Here is an 11,495-nt window from a genome sequence, read left to right on the forward strand (position 1 = left end):
CCAAGCCGTTGCCTTTTCCCACACGCCCTTGTCGCGCCAGCGGGCAAAGCGCACGTACACCCGGTGCCAGTGGCCAAACTGCGCCGGCAGGTCCCGCCAGGGAGCTCCCGTGCGGCCCAGCCAAAGCACCGCTTCGACAAATCCGCGCGTGTCGGCAGCGGTGACCCCGCAACTCCCGGCTTGCCCCGGTAACAAAGGAGATAACTCGGCCCACATCTTGTCCGTCAATAGCGTGCGGTCTGCATTCATAGTCGATCAACAACTCCGTAATTGAGAACAGTTCCTAGCACGCGGGATTCTTCGCTCTGCTCAGAATGAGACTGCGTTCTACCGCTTCACCTTGCTCGTCGGGTACTGCATATCGAGGCCGACGAGAGTATCGCGCAGCGTTTGGGCGACGACGTGGGCCTTGTACCAGTTCTGGTCGGCGGGCACGATGTGCCAGGGGCAGCTGGCGGGGCTGCAGTGGCGGAAAACGTCTTCGTAAGCGGCCCGATAGGCGGGCCGTTGACTGGCTTTCTTCTCGTCGCCGGCCTCGTATTTCCACTGCTTGGCGGGGTCGGTGATGCGCTCCTGCAGCCGCTCGCGCTGCTCCTCCTCCGATACGTGCAGGTAGAACTTGAGCACCGTGGTGCCGGCCTGCTGGAGCAGCTTCTCGAAGTTGTTGATGGCCGTAAAGCGCCGCCGGGCTTCGGCATCGTCGATCAGCCCATTGACCCGCGTAATGAGCACGTCTTCGTACTGCGAGCGGTTGAACACCTGAATCATACCCCGGGCGGGTGTCTGCTGATGGATGCGCCACAGAAAATCGTGGGCCAGCTCGGTTTCGGTGGGCTCCTTGAACGAGTACACCCGCACGCCCTGGGGGTTGATGCCGCTGAACACGCGCCGGATCAGACCGTCTTTGCCGCTGGCGTCCATGCCCTGCAGAATGACGAGCACGCTGTGGCGGCCCTCGGCGTACAGGCGGTCCTGCAGCTCAACCAGCTCCTGCCGGAGCTTTTTGTTGGCGCGCTTACCCGCCGCTTTGCGAATACTGGAGGGCGCGCGGGTGGGCAGTTGGGTGAGGTCGATGTCGATGTCGGCCATGAGTTTAGTATGGTGGAAGTGGTGTAATGCGGATTCGTCTGTCATCCTGAGCGGAGCGAAGGACCTATACAGAAGCTATTCTCTTTTGATATTACTCTCTGTATAGGTCCTTCGCTCCGCTCAGGATGACAGACGAATCCACATTTCCCCAATTAATACTATTTCCCCACCGTGCCCAGGGCGGCCAGCGTGAGCGGGCCTTCCGACACGTAGCGGTGCTGGGCGCTCAGGCCCACGTCCTGCAAATCCTGGAGCAGGCCGGCCCCCACGGCCTCGGTGGTAAAGGCTTCGGTGGTGGTTGAAATGAGGGTAACGGGCCGCTCGGGCAGGCCCACGAGCGTGGCGCGCCGGTCGATGTTGGGCGGGAAAACGGGCGCGTAGAGCAGCAACCGGTCGTAGCGGGTGCGGCCGCCGGCCAGCCAGCGGCAGGCGGCCGCCGCGCCGTGGCCGTAGCCGAGCACCGTTACGGGCACGTCGGGCGGACACTGGGCCAGCACGGCTTCCGATAGCTCGTCGAGGTAAGTGGTCAGGTCGGCCAGGTCGGGCAGCAGCGAATCGGGGGCAAACCAGGCGGCAACCGTGGCGGGCGTTTCGGTGGGGCCGGCCGGCAGGGCGTAGCGCGAAAGGCCTTCGGGCAACACCAGCAGCCGTTCGGGCGTATCAAAATTAACGAGCTGAGCCGCAAAATCGGCCAGCGGCTGGCTTTCGCCGTGCAGGCAGAACCACACGTGCTGGATATCGGCGCCCGGCTCGCCGAGGCTGATGTAGCGGGCCGTGCGGGCCGTAGAAATGGTTTGAAGCTCCATAGCGCGAAGGGGCTGAAGGTATCTGTTTGCCCCGTGTACGCAACTGCCGGGCTTTCCGCTGCCTGCGGGCGGGCACCCCTCCCGGAGGTGCCACCCGACACTATGGCCGGAACCCCGTAAAACAGCCTCTTCAACCGGACTTTATGGCACCCGCAGCGCCGTAGGGCGTTGCTTCGGAGCTTGGTACAGCTTTTGAATTAGCATCAGTACATCAATCGAAAGGACCCAATCCATGAACCTTATCAGCAAAGAATTTATCCGCAACATCGCGCCCCAGCTCGACCTGCTCAACACCCTGGGTGGCGGCATCGCGCAGGCTCGCCTGCGGGTTGATAAGCGCGAGAAGGGCGTCATAATCCGCGTGGCCCTTCCCTCGGTCAAACCGCAGAACTTCCACGTAGTGCTCAACGAAAACACGCTGACGGTGTACGCCGAGTTCCGGCACACGCCCGACGATAAGCTGGCCGCGCCGCTGTTCAGCCGCACGCTCAGCCTCCCCGGCGGCCTCAACGCCAGCCGCATCGACGCCGTGTTCGAGGGCGAGGAGTTGCTCGTGCGCATTCCGTACGCCGCCAACGACGAGCCGCGCGAAATCGACATCAGACAGCGCTAAGCCGCGCACTTTTCCATATCGCCGGGACCGACCGGCCCATGTCTCACCTGGCCACTGCCTTCGCAGTGGCTTTTTTCATGGCCTTTGTTTTCGGTTTTCGTTGAAGAACTGAAGCCTGAGAACCGAATCAGGAGAACAGCGGAACCAGCAGCACGAAGCTCACCAGCAGCGAGAGATAGAACCAGCCCATGAGCTGGCCGCGCAGGCGGCGCGGCAGCCGGTTGCTGAGCACTAGCACGGCCACCACCACCAGCGCCAGGTGGCCCAGCAGAAACACCACCGTTTTCACCCAGTTGCTCACAATCGTGTTTTCGGGCTGCAGCTGGTCGGCCATGCCCAGGCCCGAGGTGGCGTAGCGCAGCAGGTAATAGGCAGCCATTTCAAAAACCACGAACAGCGCCGCCCCCGCCAAAAACGCCAGCGGCCCGGATTTCTGCCTGATTTCTGCCATGCGGTGAGATGGTGAGATGGTGATATAGTGAGTTGGTGAGTTGATGTTCGGGAGCGGCCTGTCATCCTGAGCCTGCGAAGGACCTTATCTCGTGAAGGCGAATCGTTTTGCAATGGTGTGAGTGGAATAAGGTCCTTCGCAGGCTCAGGATGACAGCGCCAACAGGGGTCCCGAACAGCAACTCACTACCTCACCAAATCACCACCTCACCGCAGCTCCGCGGTGCGGGTTTCGATATAGAGCTCCTCGACTTTGGCGCGGGCCCAGGGCGTGCGGCGCAGGAAGGTGAGGCTGGATTTGATGCTCGGGTTCACGGCAAAGCAGTTGATGCGGATGCGGCGGTCCAGTTCGGGCCAGCCATAGGCCGCTACCAAATACTCCAGAATCTGGGCCAGCGTGATGCCGTGCAGCTCCCGAATCAGGTGGCCCGATTCGTCGCGGGCATCGTGGGCGGAGGGGCGGGGTGGCTGGGGCATGGGCAGGAGCGGTTGGGAAGCCGAAGGTGCGAAAAAACCGCCGTTTCTGCCCGGTTTGCGGGGCCTTTTCGGGGCTGGGGGCACCAACCAGCCGGGGGCGGGCGTTATCTTTGCTCACCTGCCGCCGGTTCTATGCCCCTTTCGCCCTCCTCATCGGCCCGCCCCCGCCCGCCGGCCCGCGCACCCCGCCCGGCCCGGCCGCGCAAGCCCGGGCGGCGGTGGCTGGGCTGGGCGCTGGCCGGGGTGTTGCTGCTGGGTCTGGTGGTTTATGGGCGCTACTCGGCGCAGTTCAACCGCTACGCCCGCCGGGCCTACGCCTCGCTGCGGGCCAACTCGCTCACGGGCCACGAAAAAACCCCTTTTCGCTCGGGCTACGCGGTGCATGGCATCGATGTATCGGCCTACCAGGGCCGCATCGACTGGCCGCTGGTGGCGCAAAACCAGGTGCGGTTTGCTTTCATTAAGGCCACCGAGGGCGGCACGCTGCGCGACCCACGCTTTAGCCGCAACTGGCGCGAGGCGCGGGCGGCGGGCGTGTTCCGCGGGGCCTACCACTACTTCCACCCCAACTCCGACGTCACCCGGCAGGCCGACCTGTTTACGCGCACCGTGCCGCTGGGCCCCGGCGACCTGCCCCCGGTGCTCGACGTGGAGCACGCCAACTTCCACGATGTGGCCCAGATGCGGCGCAACGTGGCGCTGTGGCTGCGGCTGGTGGAGCGGCACTACGGCGTGCGGCCCATTTTGTACTCGAACTACGGGTTTTACAAGCGCCATCTGGCGGGCCACTTTGATAAGTACCCGCTGTGGCTGGCGCACTACGAGGTGGATCAGCCGCGGCTGCCCGCCAGCCGCTGGATTATCTGGCAGCACTCCGACGAGTCGTACGTGCCGGGCATCCGCGGGCCGGTCGATTTCAACGTGTTTCAGGGTAGCTTTGAGCGGCTGCGGGCCCTGCGGATTCCGCCCAAACGGCCATAATGCGCTGGTTGCCGTATGCCGGAGCCACTAACCTGAACTGCTATGCGCTACTTTTTCCGACTTGCGGGCTGTTGCGGGGCCGGGCTGCTGCTGGCCGGTTGCGCGGGCAGCGGGGCCTTCACCGAATCGGGCAAGGCCTCGTACTACGCCGATAAATTCAACGGCCGGCGCACGGCCAGCGGCACGGTGTACCGACCCGGCCAGCTCACGGCGGCCCACAACACGCTGCCCTTCGGCACGCGGGTGCGCGTGACCAACCCGCGCAACCACCGCTCGGTGAAAGTGGTGGTAACCGACCGGGGCCCGCACGCCAAGGGCCGCATCATCGACCTGTCGAAGAAAGCGGCCCGCAAGATTGATATCATCGACGTCGGCGTGGCCCCGGTAACGCTCAAAGTTATTCGCAAAGCCCGCTAGCCAGGCGCGGCGCTACTCTCTACTCCTATGCGCATCCGTAAAAAAATCCGCTGGACGGCCCCCGCCGAAGCCGACCGTTTCACCCAGCTCAGCTCCTTTATCCGGGCCGCCGAAGACGAGGGCTGGAGCGAAGACGAAGTGCAGTTCGTCATCAACGAAATCGTGGAGGCGCCCAACGACGCCGAAGTAGCCCTCATTTTCCAGGACTACAGCCAACGAATTTGAGCTATTGGCTGATAGCTGTTAGCTGATAGCTTTGTTTATAGAATAAGGCAGGGCAGGTTCGGGTTTATCACCTGAACCTGCCCTGCCTTTCTTTTGCTTTCGGCTGACTTTCTAAAGATACCGACAGCACAGAAGCTAACAGCCAGCAGCTAAAGGCTAGAAGCTGAAAACTACCGCTTCTTCTTAGCCTTGGCTTTCTGCACCTGCAGCTGCAGGAGGCTGTCCTGCTCGGCCTTCATGGCGCGGGTGGTCATGCGGCCCGTCAGCGACATGTAGTCGCCTTCCTGCAGCCGGACGGTGGTGCCGTCGGCCATCATGATGGTGCCATCGGGCTGCACCTTGGTGCCGTTTACCAGGGCCGATTCGGCGCTGAGCGCGCCGGTGTGGGCGTTGCGGGTTTCGAGCACCTTGCCGTCCTTCATCAGGAAGCCGTCCTTCATGGTTTCGCCCTTGGATACCACGCGGGCTTTGGGCTGGGCACCGCGCCGAACGGGCGGAGTTTTGGTCTGGGCCTGGGCGGCCACGGTGCCGCCCAACAGCAGGGCGGCCACAAGGGTAATGAGAAGTTTCATAAGCGCAATGAACTGCTGAAGTGAAAAAAGCACCGGCCAAGGCCGGCAATGCCCCGGTAACCCGTAACGGCCCGGGTTCGTTCTAAAGTATTGTCCGGCCGGCTACCCACCAAATTCGGGCCGGCTTTTCTTTCGTCCTTCCACCCTACCCTTCCCGTGGATTACAAAGACTACTACAAGACGCTGGGCGTCGAAAAAACGGCCACGCAGGACCAGATAAAAAAGGCCTACCGCAAGCTGGCCCGCCAGTACCACCCCGACGTGAACCCCGATAACGCCGAGGCCGAGCAGAAGTTCAAGGAAGCCAACGAGGCCCACGAAGTGCTCAGCGACCCGGAGAAACGCCAGAAATACGACCAGCTCGGCGCCGACTACCAGCGCTACCAGCAAACCGGCGGCCGCCCCGGCGGTGGCGGCGGGGGCGGCTTCGACTGGTCGCAGTACGCGCAGGGTGGTGGCGGCGGCTTCGGCGGCGCGGGCGGCGGCGACCCGTTTGGCGGGGCCGATTTCTCCGACTTCTTCAGCTCGATGTTTGGGGGCATGGGTGGCGGCGGCGGTGGCGGCAGCCGCCCGCGGGCCGGCCAGGATTATCAGGCCGAGCTGGAGCTGACGCTGGAAGACGCCTACCGCGGCGGCCCGCGCACGCTCACCGTCAATGGCAAAAACCTGCGCATCACTATTCAGCCGGGCGTTGAGGACGGGCAGGTTATCCGGCTGCGCGACCAGGGGGGGCCGGGGCGCAGCGGCGGGCCGGCGGGTTCGCTCTACATCACGCTCCGCATTCAGCCCGACCCGCGCTACGCCCGCACCGGCAACGACCTGACGATGGACGTGCCCGTGGACCTGTACACGGCCCTGCTGGGCGGCGAGCAGACGGTGGAAACGCTGTCGGGCGCCGTCAAAATCAACATCAAGCCCGAAACCAAGAACGGCACCCGCCTGCGCCTGCGCGGCAAGGGCTTTCCGGTGTACCGCCAGAAAGACCAGTTCGGCGACCTGTACCTGCGCCTGTCCGTGAGCCTGCCCCAGCACCTGACGGAGCAGGAAAAAGAACTGTTCCGGCAGCTGGCCGACCTGCGCAACTAGCTTCGCCTAAGCTATTGGCTGCCAGCATTTAGCTGATAGCTTTTTGATCGAGAAACCAACCAGAACGAGAGCTGACAGCCAACTGCCAGTAGCTAACAGCTTACAAATTGAAACCTATGGAAGCGGCTATTATAACGATTACTTTCCGCGAGTGCGGGGTGCGCTATGGGCTGAGCGAGGCCCAGATGCGCGAGTTTGTGCAATTAGGGCTGTTGCACCCCGCCCCCGACGTGCCCGACGCCCTGCGCGAGGAGCCCGAGCACGTGGCCCGGGTGGCTCGCCTGCACCAGGAGCTGGGCCTAAACTCCGACAGCCTCGATGTGGTGCTGAATATGCACCGGCAGCTGGAGCAGCTGCAACAGGAGGTGCGCCGGCAGCGCGCCCGGGTGCGGCAGCTGGAAAACTTCCTGGGCGGCCGCGGTCCGCTGCTCGACCTGAACTGGTAAGCGCCTGTCCTGCTGGCTTATCGGGCGGCTCGTAGGCGGCGGGCCGACCGCTGGCTGCCAGCCGGCTAATAATCTCCAATAAATACAAACCAGTCCGCCATACCGGCAACTTTTTCCGGTTTGCCTAGTATAGAAACCCATTCTGCGTCCTTCCAGAATGTTCTCCCGTCACTTTTCCCCTCTCTATATGCTTCCACGCATCCCCCTTTCCAAGGTGCTGGCGTTGGGTATAACGGCCTGCACGCTGGCCCCCCAACTTTCCCAGGCCCAGACATCTGAACGCAAGACCAACCTGAGCGTGTACTACAACTGGCTGCAGTACCACGGCGACCTGGGGTCGGAGTGGTTCAAGCACGACAAGGTGGAGTACGGCATTGGTCTGACCGTGAGCCGCTACATCGCGCCCGGCCTCGACATCGGCCTCGACCTGAGCTACGGCGACATGAAGTTCTCGGCCGACTACCCCAAGAACAAGCAGTACCAGTACCGCCGCTTCGATGCCAACGTGGTGAACGTGGGCATTCCGATCAAGCTGAAGCTCAACAACGGCTGGGCCATCAAGGAGGACGCGTTCATCGCACCTTATCTGGTGGTGCAGCCCGGCGTGTTCTTCGCCAGCCCCGACCTGTATGATATCAACGACAGGGTGGTAAAGAACTCGGACGTGTACGCGTTCGATATTGCTGCCGCGGCCGGTATCAAGTTCAACTTCTCGCCCGCCGTGGGTCTGTTCATCCAGACCGGCCAGCACTACCCGCTCACCGACCGGGTGGACGGTATTGCGCAGAAGGGCAACATCAACGACCGGTACCTGCAGCATAAGCTGGGCCTGAGCTTCAACCTTGGCAAGATGGCCGATGAGGATGGCGACGGTGTATCGGACAAGAAGGATAAGTGCCCCGGCACCCCGGCCGGCGTGGCCGTGGACCTGAACGGCTGCCCGCTTGACGGCGACAAGGACGGCGTTCCGGATTACCTCGACAAGTGCCCGACCGAAGCTGGCGTAGCCGCCCTCGAAGGCTGCCCCGACCGCGACGGTGACGGCGTGCGCGACAGCGAAGACAAGTGCCCCGACACGCCCGGCAAAGCGGCCCTGCAGGGTTGCCCCGATGCCGACAACGACGGTGTAATTGATAGCGAAGACAAGTGCCCCGACACGCCGAGCGGCGTGCAGGTAGACGCCACGGGTTGCCCGCTTGATGGCGATGGTGACGGTGTGCCGGATTACCTCGACCGTTGCCCAACCCGTCCGGGCCCGGCCTCGAACAAAGGCTGCCCCGAGATGAAGGTGGAGGAGAAGAAGCGTCTGGAGGAAGCCACCAAGTTCATCCAGTTCGAGTTCAACAAGGCGGCCCTGAAGCCTTCGTCGTACCCAACGCTCGATGCCCTGTCGAAAATCATGCAGGACTACCCCGACTACTCCCTGAGCATTTCGGCCCACGCCGACAGCAAGGGTGCCGACGACTACAACCTGCGCCTGTCGGATGAGCGCGCCGCTTCGGCCCGTGCCTACATGCTCAGCAAAGGCGTATCGGCCGACCGGATCGTGTCGAAAGGCTACGGCGAGTCGAAGCCGATTGCCAGCAACAGCACCGATGCCGGCCGTGCCCTCAACCGTCGCGTCGAGTTCGATGTGTACCTGCCCGGCGACCCGAACCCCGCCGTTGAGAAGTATGGCCCGGCCCCCGAAATGACCGAGGCCCCGGCCGTAGCCCCCAAGGCTGCCCCGGTAAAGAAAGCCCCGGTTCGGAAGCCGGCCCCGCGCCGCAAGTAATTCCGGTTCCGGTAGATTGAAAAGCAGCCCGCTCGTCTGAGCGGGCTGCTTTTTTTATGGCCTTTGGTGAAGAATCCAGGGGCTGGTAGAAAATAAGATATGGAAGCCCTGCGCCGGGATTTCGGCAGCAAGGCGGATGATGGTATTGCTTTGATTATCAGCGCCGGCAGCGAGCAGAAACCCGCCGTGCAGGACTTTCTGCGCAAGTACAGCATCTCGCTGGCCAGCGCGGCCACCGTCACGGCTGATCAAACCATCAACCGCGACTATTACCGCAAGCTGGTGGATGGCCAGGGGCTGACCGACGCCGAAATCGGGGGCCGGCTGCTGATGATTGACAAGGTGGAGGTGACGGCCGAACAGTTGCGGGCGCTGCCGGCCGGCGCGGTGTCGGCGCTGTCGATTAGCAACTCGCCCATCCCTAAATATGGCGAGCGTGGCCGAAAGGGTATGATTTTCGTAATGACCAAGGACCGCGCAAAATAAACCGTCGTTTCCGGAGTTTATCCAGCGCCGCGGAGCCTTGTGCAACCGCGGCGCTGGCGTTGGTATCGTTGCGGTATATCCCTCATTTTTAGCCTTTCGTTATGTCTTTTTCGTTGTTAGTTGGCGCGGTGCTCGTAACGGCCGCCCTGAGTGTGGCCAATGTGGCCCGGGGCCAGGGCCAGCCGGCCGATGCGGCCGAAGCCCGCGTGGCTGCCGCGCCCAGCCTGTATTTTCTGGATGGGCAGCCCACCACCAAAAAGGCCATTGATGAGCTCAACCGCCGCACCATTGCCTCGGTGAACGTAGTGAAGGGCACCGAGGCCGTCCGGATTTTTGGGGAGGAGGCCACCGAGGGCGTGATGATTGTGGTAACCAAGCGCAACGTAAGCTCGGCGGCCGTGGCCGAGTTCAACCGCCGCTACGATATCCGACCCGTAGAAACGCCGGCCGTCTCGACGCCGCCAACGCCGCCCGTGCAGCACTAGCCGGGCAGCGGGCAGCCCGCGGCAGGTTGCGCCCCGAATTACCGTTCAGCGGAAAAGTCTCGTATAGAGAGCTTTCACCTTTTGAACGCCTATCTTATGTTCCGCTATCTTACGTTGGCCGCGCTGCTCACCGCCGGGGCCACCACGGCCGCTACGGCCCAGTCCACTCAACCCACTCAACCCACTCAAACTACTCCCCAGGTGGAAACCCGCTTGGCGCCCGCTGACACCACCAACCGCGTAGAAGGCATTTATGTGGCGCCCGGCATGACCGGCGCCCCCAAGCAGCAGGTAATGACCGATTACGACAACAACCCGCTGAAAAAGGCCACGCCCGCCAAGCGCAAATCATCGACGCTTTCGGCCGATGAGCCGCGCAAAACCACGCCCGCGCGCCGGCCTTAAACGGGCCACCGGCCAACGCCGGGCCCGCTAGGCGCGTATGGCAGCGGACCACCCGGTGTGCCGGGCCCACCAGACCCTGCCCGCATGACGACTGCCTCTGCCTCGCTCGCCGACTTCCTCGACCTCACCCACCGGCCTGATCTGGGCATTATTGCCGCCCGCTGGCTGCGGCCCACCACTTCGGGCGAGCTGCGGGCGGGCTACCAGCTGCTGCTGCGCCACGCCGGCAGCTGCAGCGCCTGCCACTGCTGGCTGATTGACGCCCGCCGCCGCGTGCGGGTTGATGCGGGCGACGTGCACTGGCTGACCGAGCAGTTCTACCCCACGCTGCGCCAGCACCTGGGCCACCACGTCTTCCTGGCTTTCCTGGTGGCCCCCTACCAACTCGACGACGTGCACGACGACACGCTGCCGCCCCTGCCCCACACCCACGGCGACTACTGCTCGGTGCACCAGTTCACCGATGAAGGTGAAGCTGTGCGCTGGCTTTGCTCGCGCCGCTAGGTGGCTGAAGCCCATTTTTGTATTATGAGAGGAATAGCAGATGTTATTACCTGCTATAGAACAATTTTTCGCCGGTTTTTCTGACCGTGCAAAAGATTCGTGGAAAGATGAATTTTTATAGTGCCTGCGTTTCGTTTACCTTCATTGTGAGTTAGCTACACTCTGATCGAGTTAGCTTAATCACTTTCCGCAGGCCCTTTCTTCCATCCTTTCCTTCTTCTCTATGTTCAAAACCCTACTTTTCCTGCTGCTGGCTTTTGCCATGATGCTGCAACCCGGCGCGGCCCGCGCCACCACGGTTGTAAGGGCCACGGCAACTAACGGTGCGGCGCTGCTGGCCCCGGCCGCCGATGCCGCCGCGACCGAAGCCGGTTTTTTCCGGCGCACACCCCGCAAGGGCCGCCCCAACTACATGCGCTATAAGGGCGACGCCCGCAAGAAGATGAAGAAGCTCGGGCCGGTGCGCCGCTGGAAGCTCCGCCGCAAGGCCCAGGCCAAGCGCCGCGCTCATGGTCCGAGCGTGAAGGCCGGGGCCCCAACCCGGGTTATAAAAAAATAGCTGGTCCGGCCAGTCTGCAAAAGCCGCTTCCTGAACAGGGAGCGGCTTTTTTGGCTTTTAGCCGCCCGCCGTATCGGCCAACCAAACCCGGTGGAGCGCGTTTAGCCAGCAGCGGCCGCC

Annotated in this window: 18 protein-coding genes; 12 read left to right on the plus strand and 6 right to left on the minus strand. The window is 62.9% G+C overall.

Annotated elements, in window-relative coordinates; translation table 11 throughout:
* The 3 genes from H145_RS0110870 to H145_RS20915 form a co-directional block, all read right to left on the minus strand.
* The coding region (locus tag H145_RS0110870; RefSeq protein ID WP_019948175.1) for a transposase at positions 1-249 on the minus strand (249 nt) is incomplete at its 3' end.
* A gap of 78 nt (positions 250-327) precedes the next feature.
* Positions 328-1,134 (minus strand): PPK2 family polyphosphate kinase, encoded by an 807-nt coding sequence (locus H145_RS0110875; protein ID WP_205619313.1) that lies wholly within the window; start codon positions 1,132-1,134, stop codon positions 328-330.
* A 113-nt stretch (positions 1,135-1,247) separates the two neighbouring features.
* Complete coding sequence (locus H145_RS20915) at positions 1,248-1,895, minus strand: hypothetical protein (RefSeq protein WP_019948177.1); 648 nt, start codon at positions 1,893-1,895, stop codon at positions 1,248-1,250.
* A 232-nt stretch (positions 1,896-2,127) separates the two neighbouring features.
* On the opposite strand from H145_RS20915, the gene H145_RS0110885 reads away from it, so the two are divergent.
* On the plus strand, positions 2,128-2,508 hold the full coding sequence (locus H145_RS0110885; RefSeq protein ID WP_019948178.1) for an Hsp20/alpha crystallin family protein: 381 nt from the start codon (positions 2,128-2,130) through the stop codon (positions 2,506-2,508).
* A gap of 127 nt (positions 2,509-2,635) precedes the next feature.
* Here the strand turns inward: H145_RS0110885 and H145_RS0110890 are convergent, their stop codons facing one another.
* Together H145_RS0110890 and H145_RS0110895 are read right to left on the minus strand one after the other, a co-directional pair.
* Entirely contained in the window at positions 2,636-2,959 is a 324-nt protein-coding gene (locus H145_RS0110890) for a hypothetical protein (RefSeq protein WP_019948179.1), read from the minus strand.
* 206 nt (positions 2,960-3,165) lie between these two features.
* Positions 3,166-3,435, minus strand: coding sequence for a VF530 family protein (locus H145_RS0110895; protein WP_019948180.1), 270 nt, complete (start codon positions 3,433-3,435; stop codon positions 3,166-3,168).
* A gap of 132 nt (positions 3,436-3,567) precedes the next feature.
* Between H145_RS0110895 and H145_RS20920 the strand changes: the two genes are divergently transcribed.
* Genes H145_RS20920 through H145_RS0110910 form a run of 3 tightly spaced genes read left to right on the plus strand, consistent with a single transcriptional unit; the run spans position 3,568 to position 5,058 of the window.
* Positions 3,568-4,416 carry a glycoside hydrolase family 25 protein gene (locus tag H145_RS20920; protein ID WP_019948181.1) on the plus strand — a complete coding sequence of 283 codons (849 nt, stop codon included), beginning with the start codon at positions 3,568-3,570 and terminating at the stop codon, positions 4,414-4,416.
* Positions 4,417-4,458: 42 nt separating this feature from the next.
* Complete coding sequence (locus H145_RS0110905) at positions 4,459-4,833, plus strand: septal ring lytic transglycosylase RlpA family protein (protein ID WP_019948182.1); 375 nt, start codon at positions 4,459-4,461, stop codon at positions 4,831-4,833.
* A gap of 27 nt (positions 4,834-4,860) precedes the next feature.
* Positions 4,861-5,058, plus strand: coding sequence for a hypothetical protein (locus tag H145_RS0110910; protein WP_019948183.1), 198 nt, complete (start codon positions 4,861-4,863; stop codon positions 5,056-5,058).
* 170 nt (positions 5,059-5,228) lie between these two features.
* On the opposite strand, the gene H145_RS0110915 is transcribed toward H145_RS0110910, so the two are convergent.
* Positions 5,229-5,630, minus strand: a complete 402-nt coding sequence (locus tag H145_RS0110915; protein WP_019948184.1) for a DUF6799 domain-containing protein — start codon at positions 5,628-5,630, stop codon at positions 5,229-5,231.
* 156 nt (positions 5,631-5,786) lie between these two features.
* Between H145_RS0110915 and H145_RS0110920 the strand changes: the two genes are divergently transcribed.
* The 8 genes from H145_RS0110920 (at position 5,787) to H145_RS0110955 (ending at position 11,375) form a co-directional block, all read left to right on the plus strand.
* The gene (locus tag H145_RS0110920; RefSeq protein ID WP_019948185.1) at positions 5,787-6,716 is read left to right on the plus strand and encodes a DnaJ C-terminal domain-containing protein; all 930 of its coding nucleotides are present in this window, start codon (positions 5,787-5,789) and stop codon (positions 6,714-6,716) included.
* Positions 6,717-6,832: 116 nt separating this feature from the next.
* Positions 6,833-7,162, plus strand: a complete 330-nt coding sequence (locus H145_RS20925; protein ID WP_019948186.1) for a chaperone modulator CbpM — start codon at positions 6,833-6,835, stop codon at positions 7,160-7,162.
* 187 nt (positions 7,163-7,349) lie between these two features.
* The gene (locus H145_RS24955; protein WP_019948187.1) at positions 7,350-8,936 is read left to right on the plus strand and encodes an OmpA family protein; all 1,587 of its coding nucleotides are present in this window, start codon (positions 7,350-7,352) and stop codon (positions 8,934-8,936) included.
* 99 nt (positions 8,937-9,035) lie between these two features.
* Positions 9,036-9,422, plus strand: a complete 387-nt coding sequence (locus H145_RS0110935; RefSeq protein WP_019948188.1) for a hypothetical protein — start codon at positions 9,036-9,038, stop codon at positions 9,420-9,422.
* Between the two features lie 101 nt (positions 9,423-9,523).
* The gene (locus H145_RS0110940; protein ID WP_019948189.1) at positions 9,524-9,907 is read left to right on the plus strand and encodes a hypothetical protein; all 384 of its coding nucleotides are present in this window, start codon (positions 9,524-9,526) and stop codon (positions 9,905-9,907) included.
* 96 nt (positions 9,908-10,003) lie between these two features.
* Positions 10,004-10,312: a hypothetical protein gene (locus H145_RS0110945; protein WP_019948190.1), complete on the plus strand. Its 309-nt coding sequence runs from the start codon at positions 10,004-10,006 to the stop codon at positions 10,310-10,312.
* An 84-nt stretch (positions 10,313-10,396) separates the two neighbouring features.
* The gene (locus tag H145_RS0110950; protein ID WP_019948191.1) at positions 10,397-10,816 is read left to right on the plus strand and encodes a hypothetical protein; all 420 of its coding nucleotides are present in this window, start codon (positions 10,397-10,399) and stop codon (positions 10,814-10,816) included.
* Between the two features lie 223 nt (positions 10,817-11,039).
* Positions 11,040-11,375 (plus strand): hypothetical protein, encoded by a 336-nt coding sequence (locus tag H145_RS0110955; protein WP_019948192.1) that lies wholly within the window; start codon positions 11,040-11,042, stop codon positions 11,373-11,375.
* Positions 11,376-11,495: the final 120 nt, after the last annotated feature.

Origin of the sequence: Hymenobacter aerophilus DSM 13606 (assembly GCF_000382225.1) — a bacterium.
Classification (GTDB): domain Bacteria; phylum Bacteroidota; class Bacteroidia; order Cytophagales; family Hymenobacteraceae; genus Hymenobacter; species Hymenobacter aerophilus.